General features: G+C 60.9%; 25 protein-coding genes. 13 read left to right on the forward strand and 12 right to left on the reverse strand.

Going from position 1 to position 22,204, the window contains the following annotated elements:
• Nucleotides 1-146: 146 nt before the first annotated feature.
• The 5 genes from ABIC75_RS15895 (at nt 147) to ABIC75_RS15915 (ending at nt 4,940) form a co-directional block, all read left to right on the forward strand.
• A complete protein-coding gene (locus ABIC75_RS15895) occupies nt 147-620 on the forward strand; it encodes a hypothetical protein (protein WP_354014867.1) in 474 nt (157 codons plus the stop codon).
• Nucleotides 621-1,586: 966 nt separating this feature from the next.
• Nucleotides 1,587-1,931, forward strand: a complete 345-nt coding sequence (locus ABIC75_RS15900) for a hypothetical protein (protein ID WP_354014868.1) — start codon at nt 1,587-1,589, stop codon at nt 1,929-1,931.
• Nucleotides 1,932-2,070: 139 nt separating this feature from the next.
• Nucleotides 2,071-2,385, forward strand: a complete 315-nt coding sequence (locus ABIC75_RS15905; RefSeq protein WP_354014869.1) for a HigA family addiction module antitoxin — start codon at nt 2,071-2,073, stop codon at nt 2,383-2,385.
• A gap of 222 nt (nt 2,386-2,607) precedes the next feature.
• The gene (locus ABIC75_RS15910; RefSeq protein ID WP_354014870.1) at nt 2,608-4,026 is read left to right on the forward strand and encodes an amidohydrolase family protein; all 1,419 of its coding nucleotides are present in this window, start codon (nt 2,608-2,610) and stop codon (nt 4,024-4,026) included.
• A 146-nt stretch (nt 4,027-4,172) separates the two neighbouring features.
• A complete protein-coding gene (locus ABIC75_RS15915) occupies nt 4,173-4,940 on the forward strand; it encodes a TIGR00266 family protein (RefSeq protein ID WP_354014871.1) in 768 nt (255 codons plus the stop codon).
• A 48-nt stretch (nt 4,941-4,988) separates the two neighbouring features.
• Here the strand turns inward: ABIC75_RS15915 and ABIC75_RS15920 are convergent, their stop codons facing one another.
• From ABIC75_RS15920 to ABIC75_RS15935, 4 genes are all read right to left on the reverse strand, one after another.
• Complete coding sequence (locus ABIC75_RS15920; protein ID WP_354014872.1) at nt 4,989-5,441, reverse strand: potassium channel family protein; 453 nt, start codon at nt 5,439-5,441, stop codon at nt 4,989-4,991.
• Nucleotides 5,442-5,503: 62 nt separating this feature from the next.
• A complete protein-coding gene (locus ABIC75_RS15925) occupies nt 5,504-6,577 on the reverse strand; it encodes an AI-2E family transporter (RefSeq protein WP_354014873.1) in 1,074 nt (357 codons plus the stop codon).
• A 176-nt stretch (nt 6,578-6,753) separates the two neighbouring features.
• Nucleotides 6,754-6,966 (reverse strand): hypothetical protein, encoded by a 213-nt coding sequence (locus tag ABIC75_RS15930; RefSeq protein WP_354014874.1) that lies wholly within the window; start codon nt 6,964-6,966, stop codon nt 6,754-6,756.
• Nucleotides 6,967-7,245: 279 nt separating this feature from the next.
• Nucleotides 7,246-8,001, reverse strand: coding sequence for a MarC family NAAT transporter (locus ABIC75_RS15935; RefSeq protein WP_354014875.1), 756 nt, complete (start codon nt 7,999-8,001; stop codon nt 7,246-7,248).
• A gap of 74 nt (nt 8,002-8,075) precedes the next feature.
• Here ABIC75_RS15935 and ABIC75_RS15940 point away from each other — a divergent pair, with 74 nt between their 5' ends.
• Entirely contained in the window at nt 8,076-8,786 is a 711-nt protein-coding gene (locus tag ABIC75_RS15940) for an OmpA/MotB family protein (protein WP_354014876.1), read from the forward strand.
• A gap of 167 nt (nt 8,787-8,953) precedes the next feature.
• Here ABIC75_RS15940 and ABIC75_RS15945 read toward each other — a convergent pair whose 3' ends face one another.
• Nucleotides 8,954-9,562, reverse strand: coding sequence for a hypothetical protein (locus tag ABIC75_RS15945; protein WP_354014877.1), 609 nt, complete (start codon nt 9,560-9,562; stop codon nt 8,954-8,956).
• Nucleotides 9,563-9,928: 366 nt separating this feature from the next.
• Between ABIC75_RS15945 and ABIC75_RS15950 the strand changes: the two genes are divergently transcribed.
• Both ABIC75_RS15950 and ABIC75_RS15955 read left to right on the forward strand, forming a co-directional pair.
• Nucleotides 9,929-10,780, forward strand: a complete 852-nt coding sequence (locus tag ABIC75_RS15950; protein ID WP_354014878.1) for a hypothetical protein — start codon at nt 9,929-9,931, stop codon at nt 10,778-10,780.
• 286 nt (nt 10,781-11,066) lie between these two features.
• Nucleotides 11,067-11,765 (forward strand): response regulator transcription factor, encoded by a 699-nt coding sequence (locus tag ABIC75_RS15955; RefSeq protein WP_354014879.1) that lies wholly within the window; start codon nt 11,067-11,069, stop codon nt 11,763-11,765.
• Between the two features lie 141 nt (nt 11,766-11,906).
• Here the strand turns inward: ABIC75_RS15955 and ABIC75_RS15960 are convergent, their stop codons facing one another.
• A complete protein-coding gene (locus ABIC75_RS15960; RefSeq protein WP_354014880.1) occupies nt 11,907-12,401 on the reverse strand; it encodes a hypothetical protein in 495 nt (164 codons plus the stop codon).
• Nucleotides 12,402-12,844: 443 nt separating this feature from the next.
• On the opposite strand from ABIC75_RS15960, the gene ABIC75_RS15965 reads away from it, so the two are divergent.
• The 4 genes from ABIC75_RS15965 to ABIC75_RS15980 all read left to right on the forward strand — a co-directional run bounded on the left by ABIC75_RS15965 (nt 12,845) and on the right by ABIC75_RS15980 (nt 16,944).
• Nucleotides 12,845-14,371, forward strand: a complete 1,527-nt coding sequence (locus tag ABIC75_RS15965) for an efflux transporter outer membrane subunit (RefSeq protein WP_354014881.1) — start codon at nt 12,845-12,847, stop codon at nt 14,369-14,371.
• Between the two features lie 20 nt (nt 14,372-14,391).
• Complete coding sequence (locus ABIC75_RS15970; RefSeq protein ID WP_354014882.1) at nt 14,392-15,558, forward strand: HlyD family secretion protein; 1,167 nt, start codon at nt 14,392-14,394, stop codon at nt 15,556-15,558.
• Entirely contained in the window at nt 15,555-16,577 is a 1,023-nt protein-coding gene (locus tag ABIC75_RS15975) for a DUF2955 domain-containing protein (protein WP_354014883.1), read from the forward strand. Before ABIC75_RS15970 ends, ABIC75_RS15975 begins: the two co-directional genes overlap by 4 nt.
• 133 nt (nt 16,578-16,710) lie before the next feature.
• The gene (locus ABIC75_RS15980; RefSeq protein ID WP_354014884.1) at nt 16,711-16,944 is read left to right on the forward strand and encodes a hypothetical protein; all 234 of its coding nucleotides are present in this window, start codon (nt 16,711-16,713) and stop codon (nt 16,942-16,944) included.
• Nucleotides 16,945-16,947: 3 nt separating this feature from the next.
• Here the strand turns inward: ABIC75_RS15980 and ABIC75_RS15985 are convergent, their stop codons facing one another.
• From ABIC75_RS15985 to ABIC75_RS16010, 6 genes are all read right to left on the reverse strand, one after another.
• Nucleotides 16,948-17,292 carry an antibiotic biosynthesis monooxygenase family protein gene (locus ABIC75_RS15985; RefSeq protein ID WP_354014885.1) on the reverse strand — a complete coding sequence of 115 codons (345 nt, stop codon included), beginning with the start codon at nt 17,290-17,292 and terminating at the stop codon, nt 16,948-16,950.
• A 113-nt stretch (nt 17,293-17,405) separates the two neighbouring features.
• On the reverse strand, nt 17,406-17,705 hold the full coding sequence (locus tag ABIC75_RS15990) for a hypothetical protein (RefSeq protein WP_354014886.1): 300 nt from the start codon (nt 17,703-17,705) through the stop codon (nt 17,406-17,408).
• A 120-nt stretch (nt 17,706-17,825) separates the two neighbouring features.
• Nucleotides 17,826-18,209, reverse strand: coding sequence for a hypothetical protein (locus ABIC75_RS15995; protein ID WP_354014887.1), 384 nt, complete (start codon nt 18,207-18,209; stop codon nt 17,826-17,828).
• Between the two features lie 136 nt (nt 18,210-18,345).
• Nucleotides 18,346-20,556, reverse strand: a complete 2,211-nt coding sequence (dcp, locus tag ABIC75_RS16000) for a peptidyl-dipeptidase Dcp (protein ID WP_354014888.1) — start codon at nt 20,554-20,556, stop codon at nt 18,346-18,348.
• 314 nt (nt 20,557-20,870) lie between these two features.
• On the reverse strand, nt 20,871-21,197 hold the full coding sequence (locus ABIC75_RS16005; protein WP_354014889.1) for a nucleotide pyrophosphohydrolase: 327 nt from the start codon (nt 21,195-21,197) through the stop codon (nt 20,871-20,873).
• A gap of 224 nt (nt 21,198-21,421) precedes the next feature.
• Nucleotides 21,422-21,868: a hypothetical protein gene (locus ABIC75_RS16010; protein WP_354014890.1), complete on the reverse strand. Its 447-nt coding sequence runs from the start codon at nt 21,866-21,868 to the stop codon at nt 21,422-21,424.
• On the opposite strand from ABIC75_RS16010, the gene ABIC75_RS16015 reads away from it, so the two are divergent.
• Complete coding sequence (locus ABIC75_RS16015; protein WP_354014891.1) at nt 21,821-22,108, forward strand: UTRA domain-containing protein; 288 nt, start codon at nt 21,821-21,823, stop codon at nt 22,106-22,108. The two genes, ABIC75_RS16010 and ABIC75_RS16015, sit on opposite strands and share 48 nt — an antisense overlap.
• Nucleotides 22,109-22,204 lie beyond the last annotated feature (96 nt).

Raw genomic sequence — 22,204 nt, forward strand, 5'->3', positions numbered from 1 at the left:
CGCTATCAGTAATGTGCCGCCGAAGTCTGGGTGCCATGCAACACTCCTTCCGCTTGCGCGTCTATAGTGTGTTGCGTTGACCGTCTGAAGTCGCAACCCGAAGCGGACCTTCTGGCAAAGACCAAGGAGTAGCAAGGTGATCGAAAATGGATAGTCAGATTGAAGCTATTCGGTCGGCCAAGTACCTATACATGGGTTCGATCGCCGAGCCGCAGGACAATCGCCTTCGCCTCGTCATACTCGAAGCTACGAGTGACGTTCTGCCTGGTCAGATGACTGGACCGGATGAAGTAACGGCCCTGCCAGGGCCATTCTCAGCGGCGAGACCGATTCTTCACGGACCCGGTTGCCGCATCTTTGAGATCGTGTGGGAGAGCTATATCGGCTATGCCGTCCAGAACGAGAGTTTCCATGTCCCGGAGCCAAAAGATTCAGAGGGCGAGGGACGTCTTTTCGTTCGATACACGAAGTCTGTATATCTCGACCACCTAGCGAAGGTGACCTTCGCATCGTCAGACTTTCCGGGGCCATTTGTGCACTGGGGGATCTACTGCTTGAATCACACGATCGAGGTCGCATCAATGGCTGCACCAAAGATCACAATTTCAGTTCATCCCTGAGTGTCCGCTTCCGACTGCGGCTTCAACCCGTCGACGCAACCTATGGCGGACCTTAGTGTGCCAGCGGGCCTGATTAGACGGGATTTCCATCAAATCAGCGCGGCAGCGCGAGGCGAAAATGAGGTATTACAAGTCCCTGTGCTCGATAATTGCAATTGATGTCGCACTGTTTTTCCTCGTTTCCTTGTTTTACAGGCCTCTTCCTGGCACGACCACGTTCATGTGGATGAAATATCTATTTTTTACACCCCTGATCGTTGTCTCCGTACTGCAAGTCGTTGGTTTGCTATTGAATGTCATGCGCGGTCACGTCAATACGATTGGCGTGACTCGATTCGTTGTGTATAGGTATGACACGTCCCCGCTGTTGTTTGGTTTTGGCGTGGCGTGGGAGCTTCTTCTGTGGACTCTTCCGATGTATTTGATCCTAGAGTTTCTCGCCGGATCGCGCTAAATATCTCGCATAAGGGCGGAGTGATTGGCATAGCAATAGTCGGTATGCCGCAATGTCTGCTTCCGACCCATAGCCGACCTTTCGCGGTACTAGGGCGAGACTCAGCTGGGGCCGTGAACTGGCCGGTTGGAAATGATCATTGAGTACGCAGTTGTCGCGTGTCCCTCAGACGGCTGGACTCGCTCATACCATGTTTGTGAAACGGAGGGGTTCATTTCGCTCCGCTGCTCACTTCTGCGCAGAGGGCTGCCTTCTCTCTTCGGCTTTCCGGAGAGGGCGCTCACATTTTGTTGGCCCCGAGCACTCACACTTGCCTGCGGCCACGCGGACAGCCATCTCGCTCAACCCTGACAGACGATGCGAACCCTGCTCGTTAGGGTCGGTTTGTCACTCGCGCTGTCGTGTTCCAGGGCTTCGCGAATGACCATGACGACAAAGTCATGAGGCGCGGGCCGTGAGTGCTTGCAACACCCACGACCCGCTAACCATCACCAACTAGATGAGAGTTGATCATGGCTACCCACGATCATACGGTACGCATTCGCTCGTCCGTTCCCCCTGACGACACCTTCACTCCTCCACTTGGCGGCGCATCACACACGCGTGCGGCGGAGCCCGAAACCCTGCGTTTACGCGCGCTACGCACACGCGGTGACATCGCCTTGGCGGTGCTCGCGCTCACACGCTTGCGCGTCGACAGCGAGCAATGCAGGAACGCGCAGGCGCAAGGATTCCCCGGCAGACCGCTGCCTTGGCCGCTTCCCGTGGCCGTCACGGCCAGCCTGGGCACGGCCATCTGCGGCCTCGCCCGCCTGCTCGGTGACGAGCCACGAGTGAACATCACACGCCTCCGATGATCGCCGTGGCGGCGCATCGGCCGGCAAGGCGATGCGCCGCATCCGGGCGATCACCGACGACGCTGCCAAGCATTCACTGACACGGAGCGCTGTAAGCGCCTATCCGCTGCACGGCCGTGCCCGACAAGGGAAGACCCCCATGGAACTGATCCAGCTCACCCCGCATTCGGATGTGGACCCCTCGCAACCCCTGCAAGCCCCGGGCGACATCCTGCTGCACGCCTACCTCATCCCCAACGCCCTCAACCCCGCCCGCCTTGCCCGCCGCACTGGCATACCCGCCACCCACATCAAAGCCTTCATCGCCGACACCCATCCCATCACCCCCAAGATCGCCCTCCGCCTTTCCCTCGCCTTCGACACCACTGCCTTCTACTGGCTGGCACTTCAGGCGCGCTACGATCTGGAAAGGGCAAAGCCTGTGGTGCGCGCGTATCGTCCGCTTGTTGATTAAGGACAAAGGCACGACAAACGGGGCGGACGTAGTTAAGTTCCACCGTCGTGGTTCGAATTAACTACCTCCCTCCCCTTTTGCTCTGAGTGCTACGACCATTGCCCGGAAAAAGCGGCGTCTGCTTTCGACCCAACGCAGACCCCGTCCGAACCGCGCATGTCGACTCTGGCAATGGAGTAGCGAGTTCAGCATGCGTACCGATGTGGATGGTTGGAGGTGCCCTTGATCAGGCTGTGTGCCCTCGCCTTGCTTGTCTGGACGTCCATGGCGTCCGCCGCGCCGCTGCCCGCGCGCCAGACTATCGCGATCACCGATGTGATGATCGTGGATGTCGAACAAGGGCGCGTGGTGGGGCCGCGAACGGTGCTGGTCGATGAGGGGCGCATTGCTTCCATCGAGGTTCCGCGTAACGCCGTCATTCCCGAAACAGCACGGCGCGTGGATGGCCGCGGGCGATTCCTCATGCCGGGACTGGTGGACATGCATGTCCATCTGTTCAATCTCTCGTCGCATCGGCCGCCGAATGATTGGTCGTTTCCGATGTACATCGCCAATGGCGTGCTCGCGGTACGCGACATGCGCGCGGACGCGGCGTCCATCGTCCTGGTGGATCGTTGGCGCGCGGCGCTGGCCCAGGGTGAACTGGTGGCGCCACGCGTTCTTGTTGCCGGCATCGCCGTGCACGGCAAGTCGCCGGAAGATGCGACGCGCCAGGTGGATGCGGCGGCGGACGCGGGCGCTGCTTTCATCAAGGTGTTCTCCGATGTTCCCGCATCGCATTGGCGCGCCATTCTTGCCGAGGCGCAAACGCGCGCGCTGCCCGTGGTTGGCCACGTGCCCGCGGGCGTGCCGTTGCTGGTGGCCGCCCAAGCGGGGCAACGCAGCGACGAGCACCTGATGCAAGCCTATGAGGCATGCTCGTCCATCGAAACAACACTGCTCGCGGAACGCCAGGGCCTCGATGGCGACGCGCTGACGATGCGCAGCGAGGAACAGGAGGCGCGATCACTCGCTGCCTTCGACAAGGACACCTGCCGAAGCGTTTCCAGAAACCTCGCCGCCACTGGCCAGGTGCAGGTTCCCACGCTGGTGCTCGCCGACGAAGACGCGTTCGCGAAAAGCGCTTCGCCCGAACACGATCCACGCTGGCGATTCCTGCGCGCCGACGAGCGCACGCGCTGGCAACGATTCCTCGCCGGCTACACGGCCAAGGATGCGGCGCTGGCCAGGCAACGTTGGCCGATTGCGCACGGGATCGTCTCGATCATGCACCAGGCGGGCGTGACCATCATGGCGGGAACCGACGCGCCGATGCCGGGCGTCTATCCCGGTTTCGCCTTGCAGGAAGAGTTGAAGTTGCTGGTCGAATCGGGGCTTACGCCATTGGACGCCTTGCGCTCGGCCACGCTGGAGCCCGCACGATTCCTTGGCATCACCGACATCGCCGGCTCGGTGGCTGTCGGCAAGCGCGCTGACCTGGTGTTGCTCGATGCCGACCCCACCAAGGACATCGATAACGCCCGGCGCATCCGAGCCGTGGTGCTCGATGGTCGACTTTTGCTGCGGCCGCAGCTGGATGCCTTGCTCGATGAAGCCGCCAGCGCGCAGATGGCGCGACCCGACGCACGAGACAAACACTGATCTCACCCGCCGAATTCATGGCGTGCAGCCGACTTGCTGCCGCACGCGCCATGGCTGTGTAATCTTGATGGGCTCGCTTCGGAACCATGAAGCGCACGTTCTTTCGAAAGCACGCCGGCGATCATCCATCCTCAGGGGAACACCACATGCAGACACGCATCCAGGGCACGGTGATGCCCGTACTGGAAGTACGGCTCGATCCCAATGAAAGCGTCTTCGCCGAAAGCGGCGAACTTTCGTGGATGACCTCGTCGATCCAGATGACCACGCACACGCAGATGGGCGGCGGTGGCGGCCTGTTCGGCGTGTTCAAGCGCGTGGTCAGCGGCGGCAGCCTGTTCATGACCGAATACCGCGCCGTGCAGGCACCGGGCGAAGTGGCGTTCGCCACCAAGGTGCCCGGCCACATCGTGCCGGTGTCAGTGAGCCCGGGTAGCGAATACCTGGTGCATCGCCATGGTTTTCTCTGCGCCACACCGCAGGTCACCATTGGCGTGGGTTTTCAGCAATCGCTGGGTGCGGGCATCTTCGGCGGCAGCGGTTTCGTGCTGCAGAAGCTGGGCGGCAACGGCACCGCATGGCTCGAACTTTCCGGCGAACTGATCCGGAAGGATCTGGCGCCCGGTGAAACCCTGCGCGTGCATCCTGGACACGTCGGTGCGTTCCAGTCGTCGGTGAGCTTCCAGATCACCACGGTTCCCGGCATCAAGAACGCGATCTTCGGTGGCGACGGCATCTTCCTCGCATCGCTGACCGGCCCCGGCACGGTGTGGCTGCAGACGCTGCCCATCTCGCGACTGGCGCATCAGATTGCCGAATACCTGCCCGGCAACGAAGGCGGCGGGCGCGCAACCGTCGGCGGTGCGCTGCTCGGTGGCATCGTCGGTTCGCTCCTGAGCAACGACGACAACTGAGTCGCACGCCGGAAACCAGGGACGCGCCAAGTGGCCGCACAGCCTCCGCTATGAGGGAGGTTCGCGCTGTTTCAGCTTGGCCGCGTTCTGCTTGGTGATATCGAGCACCGCAGCCGTCATCACCGCCGTGGACAGGCCGAACATCAGGATGCCATTGGCCGCCTCCAGCGGGCCGAGCAGGCGCCAACGCGGCGACATGACGATATCGCCATAACCCAGCGTGACGAAGTTGACGCCCGAGTGGTAGAGCGCGGTGGCGAAATTCTCGAACTCGCCCAGCAGCATGAACAGCGCGGCCCAGATGATCATCTGCGTGAAATAGCCAAGCGTCAGCAACAGCAACACCGTGTACAACAACATCACGTTGACGCTGGCCGACTCACGCCCCTGATGGGCAAGCTTGAAGCGCGAGTAATGGCGCAGGCTCATGTTGAGGAAGAACGCCTGCAGCAGCAGGCAAACCAGCATCACGGGCAGGCCGATCAACAGGTTGAGCAGCACGCGTGATCTCCTCAGCGAATGCGCCGCGGACAGGCGGCATGGAAATCTCCGGCCGGGTCGCCTCAGGCTGGCTTCTGTTCGTCGGGCGTGTCGATCGGTGGCTGCTCATCCACCCACTGCCAGAACAACTGGTATCCCACCGCAAGCGCCACCGGGCCGATGAAGAGGCCGATGATGCCGCCGGTCACCATGCCGCCGAGCGCGCCAATCAGCACCACCGGCATCGGCACATCCACACCGCGACCCAGCAACAGGGGTTTGAGCACATTGTCGGCGAGGCCGGCGATGAAGACATAGACCGCGAAGACGATGGTGCCCACGCTGACGCCCTCGGTGGCGAAGACAAAGATGATGGCCGGGATGGTGATCAAGGTGGCCGGCAGCTGCATGATGCCGAGCAACAGCACGGCGAGCGCCAACAGCCCGGCACCGGGAATGCCAATGAGCACGAAGCCCACGCCGACCAGCAGCATCTGGATAAAGGCGATACCGATCACGCCCTGAGCCACCGCGCGGATGGTGGCCGCGCACAGTTGCGTGATTTGCGGCCCTCTGCCCGAACTGAAGATGCGGGAGGAAATCTTCACCGCACTGCGATTGCCGCTCTCGCCATAGGCCATGAAGATGCCGGCGATGATCAGCGCAGCGATGAACATCAGCAGACCCAGGCCGATGTTGGCCATCTTCCCCAGCAGCAAGAGACTGACATCCTTGATCTGCGGTGCAAACTTCTGCGCCAGGCCGGTCAGGTCCGTGGCTGCCTGCACCCAGAAGCCATACAAGGGTTTTCCGATGAGCGGCCAACTGGCTACCGACTCGGTCGGCGCAGGAATACTGATGCTGCCTTCCTTGACTACCATCAGTGCATGTTCCACCGACTGCGTCATCGAGGTGCCCAACAGGTAGACCGGCACCAGCAGGATGGCGATGGAGATCACCACGATCAGCGTTGCCGTGCGGCCGTCGCGATTGCCCAGCCTGCCCCTGAGTTTGCGTTGCAGAGGATAGAGCGTGATCGCCAGGATCACCGACCAGAGCATCAAGTGCAGAAAGGGACGGAAGATCTCAAAACAGAAGATCACCAGCACGGCGATCAGTCCGGCACGAATCAGTACATCGAGCAACCCGCGGGACATGGCCTTCTCGGACGTTGGACTGAGAAACATGGGTTGATCCCCTTCGACGGAAGGTCTTGGTTACCGCTATGCGGCTACGCACCGCGACAGCGACGTAGATGCCATGAACGGGACAATTTCAGTAGCCGTACGTGCTGACCAGGGTTGATCTACGACCGTTGGGAAAAGCCTGTTGGCTAACTTGTCCATTCGCCGCCGGCGACGATGGACGGCGGCAGTTCTGCCAACGCCTCTGCCGGGCCCTCCAACTGCCAGATATGCATACAGCAGCTCCAACCGAAATCTTCGGACACATGGCTGAGCGCCGAGCGCCATTTGACGAACCAGGCATCGACCGCAGCCACTTCGCCCCGGTCGTCCACGATGACGATGATGTTGGTTCTCGGCATGGCACCGATTCTGCGTCCGGCCTTAGGCCCAACCGGCAACGACAAGCGCCGTGATGCGCCAAGGAAAAGAACGGTAGTGCGTCATATCCCCAAGCAACGCCACCCGCTGGAACACGCGATGACGTTGTGCTGGTTAGATAGAACTACTCGCGTCCATTGAGTGTGAACGCACGATTCGAAGTTTCCGCCACCGGTCGAACCTGAGCAAAAATACGTAGTCATTCATGCCCGGACCGATGGCCGTCCTCGATGTGGATCGCCATGGACCCGGTGCGAGTTTCAGGCGGCCATGACGTGCCATATCTGCAGCAGCTCATGGATCCCATTGATGGCAAATTGCACGCCGATGCACACCAGCAAGAAACCCATGATGCGCGACAAGGCATCCACCCCACTCTCTCCAAGCAAGCGCAACACCGTGGTGGCGCCCCGGAGGCAGATCCAGAATTCCAAGGTAAAGAGCACCACGACGGTGATGATGGCCAGATGCACTGAATAGGTGTAGCTGCGCTCTGGCATGGTCGAGGCGGCGCTGATGATGAAGGCGATGGTGCCAGGGCCCGTGGTGCACGGCATGGTCAGCGGCACGAACGAGATGTCGCGCAGATGCGTCGATGGCGTCGCTTCGGACAGCTCTGCCTGGATCCCCGGCTCCGACATTCGCTCCGGCGGAAACAGCATGCTGAAGCCGATGTACGCAACGATCAAACCACCAGCCAACCGCAGCCCGGGCATGGAGATGCCAAACAGGCGCATGATCAGGCTGCCAGCATAGAAGCAGAGCAACAGCACAAGGGCCACGTAGATGGCGGCGCGAAAGACCTGCCGATTGCGCTCGGAATCCGGGTAGCGCGCCGTTAGCGCCAACAGCACCGTGGCACTGGTCACCGGATTGGCGATGGTCGTCAGGCCCAGCAATCCCACCGCGACGTCGGTAAGAAATACATGCATGTCGACTATTGGGGCAACCTCAACGAGGGCCCGCACCTTATCCGCTATTTCCAATGATGGCAGCGTGACTGGCAGGCAAGACATTGATCCATCATTTTAAACGTATCTCTACTCAGGCCGATTGTGTGTTTCTACCTAATGCATTTCGCCATTCGCGAATGAGCAAACACAAAACCGCTTTTCTTCCTATTTTATTAACGCAATATCAGCAAAGATTCCATAACAGGGTGAGACTTGTTTGGAACAGCATTCTCTGGCGCGTTCAAGGTCGGTTCTTCATAAAACCTCAGCGTGAGGACAACCCCATGATCAAGCTTCCCGGGCTATGCGTACTAAGCGTGGCGCTCCTGGCGACAGGGTGCGTTTCTCAACAGAAATACGACGAGTCGCAGCAGAAGAATGCTGAGCTCGAGGCGCAATACCAGCAGCTAAATGCCAGCATGGGTTCGGAGATCCAGTCGCGCGATGTGCGTATCTCGCGGATGCAGGATGCGATCAAGGTATCGCTCAACGACCAGCTGCTGTTCCCCTCGGGTGGCTGGGAGATGTCCGCCGAAGCCAAGACGAGCATCGCCAAGGTTGCCAAGATCCTGGCGCCGCATCAGAAGAACAAGATCGACGTGAATGGCTATACGGACAGCACGCCCATCGGGCCTGAGCTGGCGAAGCAAGGCATCACGACCAATCTCATCCTGTCCCAGAAGCGCGCGGACAATGTGCAGCAATTCATGATCTCGCAAGGCGTGAATCCCAGCCTTGTCGCGGCCAAGGGTTTTGGCGAATCCAATCCGGTCGCTTCAAACGATACGGCGGAAGGTCGCGCGCAGAATCGGCGTGTGGAACTCACCGTGGCGAATACAAGCCAGTGACGTAGCGCGGAAACAGCGCTTCGTGTGCGTCGCAACCAGGTTCACGGGCAATGGGTCGGCCATCGGCCGGCCCATTGATTGATGGCCTCGGCTATTGGGGACACCTCAGACGCTCGGCGCGCGGAATGCTCTCGCCGCGACGCCGCGCCCCATGTTCCGACCACGCACTACTTGCCCTGCGGTATCACCGTTACCGCAAGGGCTTCTGCGTACGTGATGCGCACCATGTCGCCCACCTTGAGCTTGGAAAGGCGGGCCTGACGCGACGGGTCCTTGACCTCGATCATCCGGGTTTTGCCATCGGCCCCGGTCAAGGTCACGGTGTGCTTCTTGAGATCGATCGCCGTCAGTTTTGCCGTCACGGTCACCGCGCGCTCCACCGTGCCGCCCGGCGCGCTGGTTTTCTCGTCGCGCGTCACGTTGCCTTCCATCTCGGTACCCGCTTCTGCACTGTTCGCCGGCAGCAGCTCGAGTGCAAGCGCGTGTTGATAGGTCATCTTGACCTTGTCGCCCACCTTGATCTCATCGAGCCTCTTCACGCCCGGCCCCACTTCGACGGTGTCTTCGCCGGCCGGCGTCCGTAGCGTCACGTGGCGCGTCTGCGGGTCGATCTGCACGACGGTTGCCGTGACAGTCTCCGTCTCATTTGCTAATTCGTGTGCCGTGGCAGTGACCGGCGTCGCTTCGGTCGACTGTTGCGCATATGCCGACAACGCGGGAAAGGCGGCGATGACGACGCCAAGCAACGAGCAGCGCAGATAGTCAAAGGTGCTCATAACGGATCTCTCGGTCGGCACGATTCAGGGGCACGCTTGCCGTGGCAACGGCAAGGCATCTGTTTCCATCGATGATAATCAACCTGTCTTTCACCTTTCGCCACTCGCTCCCCTTTATTCGCGGCGGCACTCGCATTACGAGGTGTCCAGCATGAGTTGCGATGGCCGCAATCTCCAGTGGCGAAATACGTAACAGCGCTCTGTAAATATACGCAACTGAAAATCCACCACTGGCAGTTCGCATAATGCGAACCATATTCGCGCCGCGTAAATATACTTAGGTCTTAAGGTCGGTAATATTTTGCTAGGTTTTCATAATTAATTGCGCCAAGATGTTTCGTGGTTTCGGGCGTAGAGGAGGTCATCATGAGTGACCGCTCCAATTGGTTCTCTACTCGTGCCACGCTGGTACTCGGAGTCGTCTTGACGTCAAGCACCGGAGCGCTTTTCTCGCTTCCGGCTTTCGCAGACTCGAACGATGCCTGGGACGGCAATTGGCACGGCAGCATCACACCGTACGGCTGGTTGCCCGGCGTATCGGGCGAGACGCGCTATCAGCTTCCCAATGGCCCCGAAGTCGAGGTCAAGAACAAGAGCGATCCCTTGAGTAGTCTCAGCGGCGCCCTGCTACTCGAAGGCGATATCCGCAAAGGGAACTGGGGCTTGTTCGGCGATATCGACTGGATCAAGTTCTCCGACGAGAAAGGCCGTTTCAGGTCGATCGGAGGCGAACGCATCGAGGGCAGCGGCGATCTGGATACGCGCTGGGGCATGAAGGGTGGCCTGATTACGCTGGCCGGCCTGTACACCATGGCCCATGGCACGCTGGGATATGCCGACCTGATGTTCGGCGCGCGCTATGTGTGGTTGAAAGGCAACATCAGCTGGAACCTCAACGTCACCGGTGGCAATGCCCTGATCCTGCAAGGCAGTGGCCACCTGCACAACCAGACGCATGCGGGAAACGGCATCATCGGTGTGCGCGGGCGCTGGACGCCATTCGCCGGCACGGGCTGGTATTTCCCTTATTACGCCGATGTGGGCACGGGCGATTCCGACAATACCTATCAATTGAATATCGGCGTGGGTTATTCATTCCATTGGGGCGATATCGCACTGAGTTATCGCGACATCAAATATGAGCAAGGCGGTGACGACAAGTTTCTCAAACGGGCGGAGTTGAGCGGACCCAGCTTCAACTACACCTGGCAATTCTGATATCGGGGCAATGGTCAGGGATGCCTTCTGATTGGCAGGCGTGCAGACATCGATGCATCCATGTCGCAGCGCCTGTTCGCCTTCGCGCGGGGTGAAGGCGGTCGGGGAGCGAGAGTGGTTGATGGCTGGCGAGCGCCAGGCAAGCGGCGCAACGCGTGGCGGTGGATTTTTGTCGGGCGACGCACGTCCGCGACTCTTTCCATCACAAGCCAAACCTTGGTTGGCCGGCGCTGTAATCGCCGGACCTCATCGATCATCGAGGTTGTAGCAGGGAGGGTATGACACCATGAAAGACAACACTTCTTTTCAAGCGAGCGGCGTGCCCGCGTTGCGCGTGTTGGTAGCGGATGGCGACCCCGGCCAGGCGCAGGCGTTGGCAGATACGCTGTCGCCCGTGGTGGGATCGTACGAGATCACACACGATGGCTACTCCCTGGTCAAACGCGTACTCACGGGTGCCATCGATCTCGTCGTTTCGGACATGACGTTGCCACTGCTCAGCGGCTTGCAGGCACTGCAAAAACTGCGCGAGAAAGGCTCCAGCGTGCCGTTCATTGCGCTATCGGCACACGGCGACCCGGCCTGCACGCGCGAAGCCCTGCTTTCGGGTTGCAATGGCTTCGTCGTCAAGCAGCTGGCGGGCGAAGAACTCTGTCGCGCGGTGGAGGCTGTTGTGCGCGGCTATCAATACCTGAGCCCCAGCGCGCTCACCGCCATCATGCTTGCGCCGCCCATGACTCACCGGCTTTCACGTCGACAGGGGCAGGTCATCAACTGCGTCGCCGAAGGTTTTCGTACCGCGGAGATCGCCAGTTCGCTGGGCATATCGCCACGCACGGTGGAAAGTCACCGGCAGGCCTTGCTGCGCCTGTTTGGCGTGCATAACAGCATCGCCCTCATCCGCGAGGCCGAGAAGCAAGGCCTCGTACGGCAGGGGATGACTCGGCGAATGGCCGAGATGTCAATGGATCCTGCCTTGAGTTGAGCGGACCCGGCGCACGGCGCTTGGCAGACACCCGCAGGGCGCCGATGCGCAAACCAGGAAGCGTAGGTGCGCTTCAAGGATGGCGATCAACCATCCGGCAGGGCCACACGTGCCCTGCCGGCCGCCTCCATTGACGAGCGTTTAGCCTTCCGCGGGCACCGCAGGGTCCAAGGGCATCTTGTCACCGAGCTTTCGATAAAAACGCACGATGAGTTCCTCGGCGACCAGCATCACCACGACCACCACGATCAGCGCCACGATGCCATGGAACGCGCCATAGAACCGCACGTCCTCACCGAAGAGCTGTGCGATCGCCTCGAGTATCACGAACTTCGATCCGAACAGAATCAGCCAGGCGCAGAAGAACCGCATGAACTTCATGAATCCGCCCGGCCGCTTCTTGAAATAGCCGCCAACCCAGTGCTCGGCGGCCACCGTCAGTTTCAACAATACCTGCAGCACGATCGCGGCGAGCAATGAGGTGGTGAACGTGTCGACGAACACGTTGCTCCAATACTCGGCAAAGAGATTCAGCACGACCAGGTCGATCAGAATCCCGGTGTAGTAACGAACGAACAGGCGTTGCTTATTCGATGGCGCTTCCGCCGTGACCGGCATGAGGGCTTCGCTGCTCATGACAAGGGTTCCTTCAGGGTCAGAACAAGGCGCAAGGCAGCACTCCTACCGGTACGACACGCTTCCTGCGCCGATGTCGCACGATAGCGCAGAGTTCGTCGACATATCGATTAGACGTCCAGACCGGTGTGTAAATGGGCCAACAGGGCACGTGCGGAGCGACTTGCGCTGCGCCATCTACCTAGTGGCGATTAAGTAGAACTACTCAGTATCGGTGCATGGATGTGACACGATGCTGTGCCTGCGACCGCAGCCGATCATGCTGGTTGTTTGACCATCGCCGATGGAACCCAGCGCACGATGGTCGGAGGCTGGCGAATTCACACCAAGGCCACGTCGACCGTTCCAAATTTCCTCCGGCATACACGCGACCTCGACCTTCCGAAGAGACGCGCGAAATCGACACTTGTCGCTAGGGGCGAGCACTGAAGAAAGGGGGCAGCGTGAGTCGCAGATTGCGAATCAGCAAGCTTCCATTACCCATCGCCCTGGCCTTGGTCGCAGCGGTGTGCGTGGAAAACGGATGCACGCTGGGTCCCGACTATGTGCGGCCGTCGGTCGACGAACCGAAAGCGTATCGCTTTGCAGACGTGGCGAAGCCTACTTCCAACGCCACGTTGCCCAGCGTGCCCGCCTGGTGGCACGCCTTCGGCGATGCCGAACTCGATACCCTGGTGGAAGAAGGATTGGCTGCCAATCACGACCTTCGCATTGCCACGGCGCGGGTGGATGAATTCGCCGCGCTTGTCGTCACGTCGCGCGCGCAAGGCCTGCCTCAGGTGGGTTACGGCGCCAGTGCCAGCCGGCAACGCGTGAGCCAGAGCACGACGGCCTTGCCACCGGGCGCCAATCCCGTGGGCCAGAACTATTCGGCGCTATTGTCTGCCAGCTGGGAGCTCGATCTTTGGGGGCGCATTCGTCGCCAGAACGAAGCGGCGCAGGCCAACCTGTTCGCCACGGAAGAAGCGCGGCTCGGCGTCGCGCTCACCTTGGTGTCCACCATCGTCTCCAGCTACATCACGCTGCTCGACCTCGATCGCCAGCTCGAAATCGCGCAGGCCACGCTGGATGGTCGCAAGCGCACGGTCGACGTGTTTCAGCTGCGCCTCGATGGCGGTGCCGTATCCGAATTCGAGATGATGCAGGTCACTGCAGAGTACGAAACCGCGGCGGCCTCCATCCCCGTGTTGCAGCAGGCCATCGCCCAGCAGGAACACGCGCTGAGCGTGTTGATCGGTCGCAACCCGGGACCGATCCGGCGCGGACGCGCACTGGAGCAACTGAGCGTGCCGCCCGTGCCCGGCGGCCTGCCTTCCGACCTGATCACCCGGCGCCCGGATATCCTGCAGGCCGAGCAACAGCTGGTGGCTGCCAACGCGCTGATAGGCGCTGCTCGCGCGCTGTACTTTCCCACGCTCGCATTGACGGCTACCGGTGGTGGCGCCAGCAGGCAGCTCAGTGACCTGTTCTCCGGCCCGTCGCGCACGTGGTCTTTCGCGGGCCAGTTGCTCGGCCCGATTTTTTCGGGCGGCGCCATCGCCGCAGCCAACCAGCAGGCGGAGGCCCGCCGCGATCAGGCGCTGGAGGTGTATCAGAAAACCATCCAGAGCGCGTTTCGCGATGTGGACGATGCCCTCGTCGCCATTCAGGCCAAGCGCACGCTGATCGCATCGCTCCAACGTCAGGTGGTCGCGCTCAAGCGCGCGGTAGAGCTCACCCGGGAACGCTACGACAACGGCTACACCGATTATCTGGAAGTGCTGGACACCGAACGCAGCCTGTTCTCGGCAGAACTCTCGCTGAGTTCGGCGCGTGGCGACGGCTACCGTTCCCTGGTGGATTTGTATCGCGCGCTGGGCGGCGACTGGATCGACCAGGTGGCGCCACTGCCCGTCGCGCAACAGCCGGCAAGACCTGATCACGATACCGATACGCCGCGCGTTTCCAGCGCCCGGCCTTCTCCGCGGTGAGTCCAGCGACGAGAGCCACGATGCCCACCGATCCGTCTTCCGAACACAAAGCCACTGCCTCCGAGCCTGCGGACGCGCCAGCCGGCGCGGCGCCGCCCGCTGCGGCTGCGGCCGGTCCCCAACGCATGCGCCGCATCGTCTTGTGGACGCTACTGGTGTTGCTGGTGATGTTCGTCTACCACGTGATCGCCGATCGCATCACGCCGTACACATCGCAGGCCACCATCGACACGTATCTGGTGCAGATCGCACCCGAGGTGACGGGCCCGGTCGTATCAGTGGACGTTTCGGACAACCGCCAGGTGAAGAAAGGTCAGGTGTTGTTCCGCATCGATCCGCAGCCTTTTCAGATTGCGTTGCGTTCGGCGCAAGCCAATCTCGCGTTGGCGATACAGGCTGCCGATGCATCGGCCGCCGACGTTCGCGTGGCGGAAGCCCAACTGGGCCGGCAGCGCGTGGATCTGGCGGCATCCCAGGAACTGGGCAAGATCGTGCTGGACCTGTCGGCCAAGCGCGCGCTCTCGGAAACATCGGCCATACGCGCCCGCGCCGACATTTCCAAGAACCGCGCGGACATCAGCCGCGGCGAGGCGGAAGCGGAGCGCGCACGCATACGCATGGGCGACACCGGCAACAACAATGCGCAAGTGCGACAGGCCATCGCCGCCGTGGATCAGGCCGAGCTCGACTTGCGCCACAGCACGGTGGTGGCGCCGAGCGATGGCGTGGTCACCAATCTGCGCCTGTCGCCCGGACAGTTCGCCAGCCGAGGCCAGCCCGTGCTCAGTTTCGTCGCGTCAGGCCCACGCTGGATCAGCGCCGCCATGCGCGAGAACCAGCTGGGGAATATCGTGCCCGGCAACCGCGCCTACGTCGTGTTCGATGACCGGCCCGGCAAGGTCTATGCCGCGCGCGTCGACAGTGTGGGCTGGGGCATCGCCCAGGGCGGAGAAACGCCGAATGGACAGCTGCCCACCGTCACCGCGCCCACCGGCTGGCTGCGCGAACCGCAGCGTTTTCCGGTGCGCATCGTGGTGGACCCTCCCGCCGACGCCGCCGATCAACTGCCACCCAACCGCAGCGGCGCGCAAGCCAACGTGGTGGTGCTTACCCGTGACCGCTCGCTATGGAATCCGTTGTCACGCCTGTGGATATGGATCGTCGCCATGCTGAGCTACCTGCGATGAACGCGGTCAGCCAGCACGTCGAACCACGGGATGAGGCCACGCTCCAGGCCACGCTGCGGTTCGCCGTGGGCGTGACAGCCGCATTCGTCATCTGCGAAATGATGCGGTGGTCTCCCAGCTTCATCGCTCCCCTGCTGGCGGCCGTGCTGCTGACGAACCTTCCCATGTGCCCACCGTGGAAGATGACGTTGGGACTGGTGATCGTGATGACGATGACGTCGCTGTTCGCTTTCGTCATCGCATCGCTTTTTCGCGATACGCCCATGGTGTTGTTCGGCCTGATCGGGCTGTCCGTCTTCCTGGCGTTCCACACCATGCTCAGCGGACGACCGCCCTTGCCGTGGCTGCTCTTGTTGATCTGCCTGTCGACCATTCCCGTGGTGGCGATGATTGCGCCAGCGCAGGCGAACCTCCTGCCGATTGCCTTGGTGCGCGGCATGGCCGTCGCGCTGGCAATCATCTGGCTGGTGTACCTGATCTGGCCAGTCACCGCTGCGCCGAAACCCGCGCCATCGGCGCCACCGGGCAAGGTTTCCCTGGTGACGGTGGCCCTGGGTGGCGTCGTCATCGTGATGCCATTGATGCTGGTCTACCTGCTGTTTGGCCTGGCCGATGTGTTGCCGGTGATGATCGCCACGGTGATGCTCGTGGCTAATTTCGACCTGCAGCGCGGCCGCATGCATGCATTCGCCATGATCATCGGGAACTTTGCCGGCGGCTTGCTGGGGTTGTTGTTGCACACGTTGCTGCTCACCACGCCAACCCTACCTTTCCTGACAGTATCGCTATTCGTCGTGTTGCTCGGCTTCGGCAAACCCATCAGCGCCGGCGGCCCAACGGCCGGCATTGCGGTACTCGCCTGCAATGCGATGCTGATCATCCTGAGCACCGCGATCTCCTCCGATAGCGGCTCACTCTCCTTGTGGCTGATGCGCGTACTCCAATTTGCGCTTGCCGGCGCTTTTGCCGTGAGCATGATGACGTTGATCTGGCATCGCGCCAGGCGCCCATCTCCCTGAAGCCCATGCGGCCAGCCATCTGAGGATCACGCCCCCGTTTCGGCGGCAGCCAGCTTCACGCGGCTACCCTGGGCTCACGCGTGAAACATGAGGTGCTCCCATGACTGCGGATACCAAGACCCCGCTTGAACACGTGAACGACGTGCTCGCGCAACTGAAGGAGATGCGCCACTACGCCAAGAACAACGTCGAAGCGCTGACGACGCAATGGCTGCTTTTCGACGGCGAGCTCAAGAAGCTCAAGCAGGCCGGACCGATCGAAGCGTTGATGACGCGCCAGAGCGAGCTGCATGACGCCCTGAACGAGCAGATCGCCGCACTTGATGAATTGGCCGCGACATTGCGGCCGCCTCCGGAAGAGGCCTAGGCGTCAGCCCTGAAGACCGCCTCCCGGCGGAAGCGGAGCCAGAAAGTCCGCTATCGGCTCAAGAATCACTTCGGGCAAGCTCTCGGCGATGCAATCACGCAATCGCTGCCACGCTTCCGGATCGACCGACTCGCGCGCCAGTCCTTCCGCCTTTGCCTCGGCGGAGGGCCACTGCGTGTAGCTGTACCAAACGTCATCTGGACCGCGATGCAAACGCGATCCCAAGGAACCTCGCTCAGTCAGCAGCAAGTGCGTAATACGCGACCACGCCTGGACAAACGCTGCCTCCGATCCAGGATGCAGCCGCCAACGGTAGATCGCGCAGAACACGGGAGGCGTTTCGTTCATGGGTTTCCTAAGGTGTCAGCGAACACGTTGGTTGAGCACGTCGGCCTTCACGAGTATGCAGAGATGCAGAGATCGTGAGTAGGCCCGGCTATCCCACCGCACGGCCTTACTCACTACCGAACAAGTATCCCGGCGATGACCAGCGCGATACCAAGCGAACCGACAACGCGTGCACCGAAGCCGCTGCCTTGCGCAGGCATGGCGCGAAAGGCGCGATAGATGTCGGGAATGGTGGCGTTGTTACTTATGTTGGGAAGCAGGCCGAAGGCCTCATACCAGGCGAAGCACAACCCCGCACACGCAAACAGATAGGATCGGGGCGGGTCGAAAGACAATAAGCAAAAAGGCCACGACACCAGCGCCATCACGGCGCCAGTGACTTTGTTCCGGCTGATTTTTCCCGCCTTTGTCATCGATACGACCCCACGATCATGCGAAGTGTATGCACCGGGCTTCATTCCAGGCCGACCACGCCACCGGAATGTTTTCACTATCCAGGTGCATCCGTTTCGGCCTAAAGAGCGGACCTGCCATCAAGAATGTGTAGCCCTGTGAAACCGTGTATTGCGCCAGAACGCCAGCAGCCAAAACACCAACCCAGCGACAGTCGCGGTCAGTACTGTTGAGAGCACCATAGGCAGACCGTCGGTAAAAGAGTAGTCCGTCAAGGTGGCGAACCAGACCACCAGAAACAACGCGGCGACCGATATCGCTCCCAGACAAACCTGCCACCATGCGAGCCACCGCTTTCGCATGAAGATCCAGATAACAGGCGACCCGAACAGCACCATCACCATGTAATAGATAAACAATTCAAGCTTGATCCACCACAGCGTGAATGGTCCGTACGGCGGAATCAGATAAGGAAGCTGAAGGATCAAAGGGGTGACTGCCATCGCAAACAGCACACGCAGCATGCCATTACCTCTGCTCATGGATTCCGCCATCGATCCGAATTGGAAAGTCTGGAAGTTCGTGGATGAATGTTCTTGATGGCCGTCCAAAAGGAGAGGGCCGGTGTGGCCGGCCCTCTCCTGTTTCAACACCGGGAAGTCATTGCTTCTTGGCCGGCGCTTCCTTCAGGCCACGATTGAGCAGCATCGGCTCGATGCTCGGCTCCTTGCCGCGCCAGTTCTTGTACATGGTGGCGAGGTCGTGCGTGTTGCCCTGCGAGAGGATCATCGCGCGGAAGCGATCGCCGTTCTCGCGGGTCAGGCCACCCTTGTCCACGAAGCCCTGGAAGGCATCGTCAGCCAGCATTTCGGTCCACAGGTAGGCGTAGTAACCGGCAGCGTAGCCGTTGCCCCAGATGTGCTGGAAGTAGCTGGAGCGGTAGCGCGGCGGCACGTAGCTCAGGTTGATCTTGGCCTTGGTGAGCGCCTCCATCTCGAACTTGTCCGGATCCTGCTTGGGCACGTCCGCGCCCAGGCTGTGCCAGCTCATGTCGAGCAAAGCAGCGCCGAGCAGTTCGGTCATGTCGTAGCCCTTGTTGAAGGTCTTGGCCTTCTTGATCTTCTCGACCAGTTCGACCGGCATCGGCTCGCCGGTCTTATAGTTCTTCGCGTAGTTGGCGAAAATCTTCGGATCGGTCGCCCAGTGCTCGTTGAACTGCGACGGGAATTCCACGAAATCGCGCGCCGTGGCCGAACCCGAAAGACTCGCATACTCGGAATTGGCAAACATGCCGTGCAGGCCATGACCGAACTCGTGGAACATGGTGATCACGTCGTCGAACGACAGCAGCGCCGGCTGGCCCGGTGCCGGCTTGGTGAAGTTGGCGACGTTGAAGATCACCGGCTTGGTGCCCAGCAGCTTGGATTGCGCCACCAGGTTGCTCATCCAGGCGCCACCTTGCTTGTTGTCGCGCTTGAAGTAGTCGCAATAGAACAGCGCCATGGAGGTGCCGTCCTTGTCGAATACTTCGAACACGCGCACGTCGGGCTGCCAGACGGGGATGTCCTTGCGCTCCTTGAAGGTCAGGCCGTAGAGCTGGTTGGCGGCGTAGAACACGCCGTTCTGCAGCACGTTGTCCAGTTCGAAGTACGGCTTGATCTGCGATTCGTCGATGTCGTACTTGGCCTTGCGCACCATCTCCGAGTAGTGGTTCCAGTCCCACGCCTCGACCTTGAAGCCGCCCTTCTGCTGGTCGATCACGTCCTGGATGTCCTTCGCCTCGCGCTCGGCGCGCGCGGTGGCCGCCGGGGCCAGCTTGTCCATGAAGCCGATCGCCGCTTCCGGCGTCTTGGCCATCTGATCTTCCAGCTTCCACGCGGCGTAGCTGGAGAAGCCCAGCAACTTGGCCTGTTCGGCGCGAATCTGCGCGATGCGCGAAATCAGCTCACGCGTATCGTTGTCGTCGCCTTTTTCCGCACGATTCCACGACGCCTTGAACAGCTGCTCGCGCGTGGCGCGATCGTTGAGGCTCTGCAGGGCCGGCTGCTGCGTGGTGTTCTGCAGCGGGATCACCCACTTGCCATCCATCTTGCGGCTGGCCGCCGCCTGCGACGCGGCGGCGATGTCGCCATCGGAGAGACCATCGAGCTTGGCTCTATCGTCCACCACCAGCGCGCCGGCCTTGGTGCCAGCCAGCAGCTTCTTGGTGAACTGGGCGCGCAGGCCGGACTCTTCCTTGTTGAGTTCCTTGAGCTTGGCCTTGTCGGCATCGGAGAGTTTTGCGCCGCCACGCACGAAGTTCTTGTAGGTCACTTCCACCAGGCGCTTGGATTCGGGATCGAGCTTGAGCGAATCGCGCTGGTTGTAGATCGTCTCGATGCGCGCGAACAGCTTGCTGTTCATCACGATCGCGTCCTGATGCTCGGCAGACTTGGGCGCTTCTTCCTGCTGCACTTTCTGCAGCACGTCATTGGTGTTGGCTCCCGTGACCGCAAAGAAAGCGCGGCGAACGCGTGACAGCAGCTGGCCCGACTTCTCCATGGGGATGAAGGTGTTCTCGAAGGTCGGCGCATCCGGGTTGTCGGCGATCTTGTTGATCTCCTCCAGATGCTGCTTCATGCCCTCCTCCAGCGCAGGCTGGTAGTCGCCATCCTTGATCTTGTCGAACGGCGGTGCCTGGAACGGCAGCGTGCTGGGCTCGAGGAACGGATTGACGGCACTGACCTCGGCGGCCGGTGCCGCCGTGGATGCCTTGGCGGGCGCGGTGCCGGCCGGTGCGGGAGCGGGCGGCGCAGCCTGTTCGTTCGATTGCTGCGAACAGGCGGCCAGCGCAATGGACGTGGCTATGACAAGCGTACGAAGGCGTGGCATCAGGAGTTCCCCAGTGGATTGCACAAACCCCGACCTAACCACATCCCGCCGCATCTGCCATGGGTCGAAAGTCAGGCCTGCACCCACTGAGCCGGCTACCGCGGCCTCCTTCGTCAACCATTCGCGAAATGTCGCGATTTTGGACAGCGAGGAACGTTCGCCCGGCAGGCCACGTACGGTTATATCCGCCGCGGATCGAAAGCGGACACGCAAAATGGCCTCTCTATTCTTCGGCCGAAGCGCCTTGCGCTCGCGCCCATGCAGCAGTCTCGTAACGCAGAGCCGCGTCAAATTCGTCGCGGCGGAGCTTTCGACTATGCGTGCAGCTCTCCAGACACGTATTCGGTCAGCTCTCTGGTATTCCTGACAAACTCCGCCTCTAGATCAATGCCGCACTTGCTCGCAAGAACGATGATTGACCATAAGCAGTCCGATAGTTCATGCCCTAGTTTGGCACTGCAGTCTTCGATATCCCGGACACCAGCGTTGGCCTGGATCAGTTTCGCCAGATCGCCAACGTCCCCTACAAAACCCAGCGCAAGCTCTGCTGTAGTCCAGATGCGACCCCACTTCTTTATCTCCAGCTGTTCGTAAAGCTCGTTTAGCTGTAAGGCTGACTTCTCAAGATCACCAAATTTCATGCTGATTGCACCTGATATGGGAAGGTATGGCGGGTGAGGATGACCAGCGCCACCGTCCGCTTTGGGCCGGAAGCAGACCTTATTCTGCACCGCGTCCCGTGGTTCATTCATTTCGAATAAGCAAGAACGCGCTCGGTACGGGTGTTTGGAAGCAACATGGTTCCAGCCCTGTTTTCCAAGATCCTCGCTGAGTGAATGATAGGCCGCCGGCTCGCGCCCGGCGATCAGGTCATGCGACAGCAGCGAGCACGAGTTTCCAGGCTATGTATAGGCAGGGCAATTCCTGCGCTTTCAAATCCTGTGATGTCCTGATCATCCTTGCGCCCGGGCGCCTGTCCCGAAAGCACTCGCCCGATGGGCGTGATCCGCGTTGCGTCGCCCGAGAAGTGCTTCAGGTCACCCAGGACGACCGCTTGCGCCGGCAGATCGCAGAACAGTGACGCGCGGTGGAAAAGCGCTGGTGGAAGCTCCTGCTTTCCGCTGGCGTCTGAGCCCATGCTGGCGACATGCGTGCCGGGCCGGATCCACCCGGCTTTGAATAGCGGAGCCCTAACGGCGGTGAGCGTGACAACGATATCGTTCATTTCGAGGACGAGATATCGTTGGAGCTGGAAGATCGCTGGATGGATCCCGTATTCATCCCTGATGGGATGGCCATCGACCTGAGCCATCAGACCCTGTTCTCGCGCTTGATGCGCATCCGACCCTATCGACAGGGCAGCGAACAGGTCCGCGCAGTCAGTATCTCGGCACGGGAGGAGCAGCTACTTGCGGTGCCCAGCGGCACGCCGGCCCTTGAGGTCCTTCGAAAGACCTGGTCGGCGGCTGGCGTTGTCACGGTAGCGAGGATGCTCCGTGCAGGTCCGAACGGCGCGATGAATGGCTGCATCCGAGCGAGCTCCGATTTTTGACTCACCGGCATCTCAACGCCGCGCTGAGATGTTGCGTGTTGGTAGCGTCAGACCTCGCACAGAAGTCGGCGATACCTGAGCATCGGTGTCTCCCCA

It is taken from the genome of Dyella japonica (genome assembly GCF_040545895.1).
Lineage (GTDB): Bacteria > Pseudomonadota > Gammaproteobacteria > Xanthomonadales > Rhodanobacteraceae > Dyella > Dyella japonica_D.